At 35.4% G+C, this 1,880-nt stretch carries 2 protein-coding genes; both read right to left on the reverse strand.

The features are described 5' to 3' along the window. Positions 1-92: 92 nt before the first annotated feature. On the reverse strand, positions 93-755 hold the full coding sequence (locus A9G36_RS05450) for a hypothetical protein (RefSeq protein ID WP_065585482.1): 663 nt from the start codon (positions 753-755) through the stop codon (positions 93-95). A 157-nt stretch (positions 756-912) separates the two neighbouring features. Next, a complete protein-coding gene (locus A9G36_RS05455; RefSeq protein ID WP_065585483.1) occupies positions 913-1,575 on the reverse strand; it encodes a hypothetical protein in 663 nt (220 codons plus the stop codon). Positions 1,576-1,880: the final 305 nt, after the last annotated feature.

The following is a 1,880-nucleotide window of genomic DNA, read 5'->3' on the forward strand; positions in this document are numbered from 1 at the left end:
TCAGCTGTATATTGGTATGACAGTAAGTATGGAAACACTTTTTTACCCCGCAAATCTTAAACTTAACAGTAATCTAATGAATTAAAATAATTTTATAAAATATAACTACCACTTCTAGCCCTTATTAAGCTTAATCTTCCATCAGAAGAAATACTATAGTTATGCGCACCTTTAACAGGTCTTTCACCCAATACGGCTTTCTCTAAACCGCCATAACCTTTATATAAGCTATAAATATCCTTATTTTTTATCCAATTTGGCACATTTTCTAAATGGTAGGTAAAAATGATCACCCGCTGACCTTGTAATTGGTCGTCAACTCCCATAACTTTCTCAACCACAACCCGACCAAAGCAGAAGTTAGTGCCCCCCCACCAATCTACGTATTTGCGACCTTCTTCCGTTAAATTATAACGGTACAGGGGCTTATCGCCGTCATGACCAACCAGCTCTTCAGTAAATAATCCCTCTTTAGCATAGAGGGATAGTTTTAAATTAAGCTCATTATTGGCGGCGATTTTATCCCATGCATCATCAGGATCAATTTCGCCTTCAATATATTGAATAGTATAAGGATACATATCTTCATAAACCTTACCGACCCTTAAACAAACTGATTTATTTCCTGTTGGGTTATTAATATCGTTTTCCCTTTGAATTCGCGTTTTATAATCGGTAAAATCGCACCCTGTCAGTAACGATAACATCAGTAAACTACTACCTAATATTAAGACTTTTTTGATTTGTGTTTTCATCAGTTATTACCTGTTAGTTAAAATTTGTTAATCGATTCTGTCACTGCTTCGGCTTATGACTTGTATCAGCTGTATATTGGTATGACAGTAAGTATGGAAACACTTTTTTACCCCGCAAATCTTAAACTTAACAGTAATCTAATGAATTAAAACAATATTACAGAACATAAGCACCACTAAGCCCTATCTTTAAGCGCAACGTACCATCATAAGAAATACTATAGTAATGAGCACCACCTTCAATAATTTGTCCAGTTACACCTTCTTTGAGTCCACCATAACCTTTATATAAGCTATAAATATCCTTATTTTTTATCCAATTTGGCACATTTTCTAAATGGTAGGTAAAAATGATCACCCGCTGACCTTGTAATTGGTCGTCAACTCCCGTAACTTTCTCAACCACAACCCGACCAAAGCAGAAGTTAGTGCCTCCCCACCAATCTACGTATTTACGCCCTTCCTCTGTTAAATCGTAACGGTACAGGGGCTTATCGCCGTCATGACCAACCAGCTCTTCGGTAAATAATCCCTCTTTAGCATAAAGGGATAGCTTTAAGTTTAATCTTCTATTTTGTTTTACTTTATCATAAGGCTCTTTCGGATCAATTTCGCCTTCAACATAGTGAATAGTATAAGGATACATATCCTCAGTTAAATCCCCCACAGCCAAACAAACTGATTTATTTCCTGTTGGGTTATTAATATCGTTTTCCCTTTGAATTCGCGTTTTATAATCGGTAAAATCGCACCCTGTCAGTAACGATAACATCAGTAAACTACTACCTAATATTAAGATTTTTTTGATTTGTGTTTTCATCAGTTATTACCTGTTAGTTAAAATTTGTTAATCGCTTTTGTCACTGCTTCGGCTTATGGCTCGTATCAGCTGTATATTGGTATGACAGTAAGTATGGAAACACTTTTTTACCCCCGCAAATCTTAAACTTAACAGTAATCTAATGAATTAAAATAACTTTATAAAAGATAATTACCACTTTCCGCACGGATCAATTTTAATCTACCATCCGACTTAATATTGTAATAATGACTTCCTAAAGCAGGTCTACTACCCGTTACCGCGGGTTCAATTTCGCTATAATTAGGATATAGACTATAAATATC

The organism is Gilliamella sp. Choc6-1 (genome assembly GCF_001690385.1).
GTDB lineage: Bacteria > Pseudomonadota > Gammaproteobacteria > Enterobacterales > Orbaceae > Gilliamella > Gilliamella apicola_A.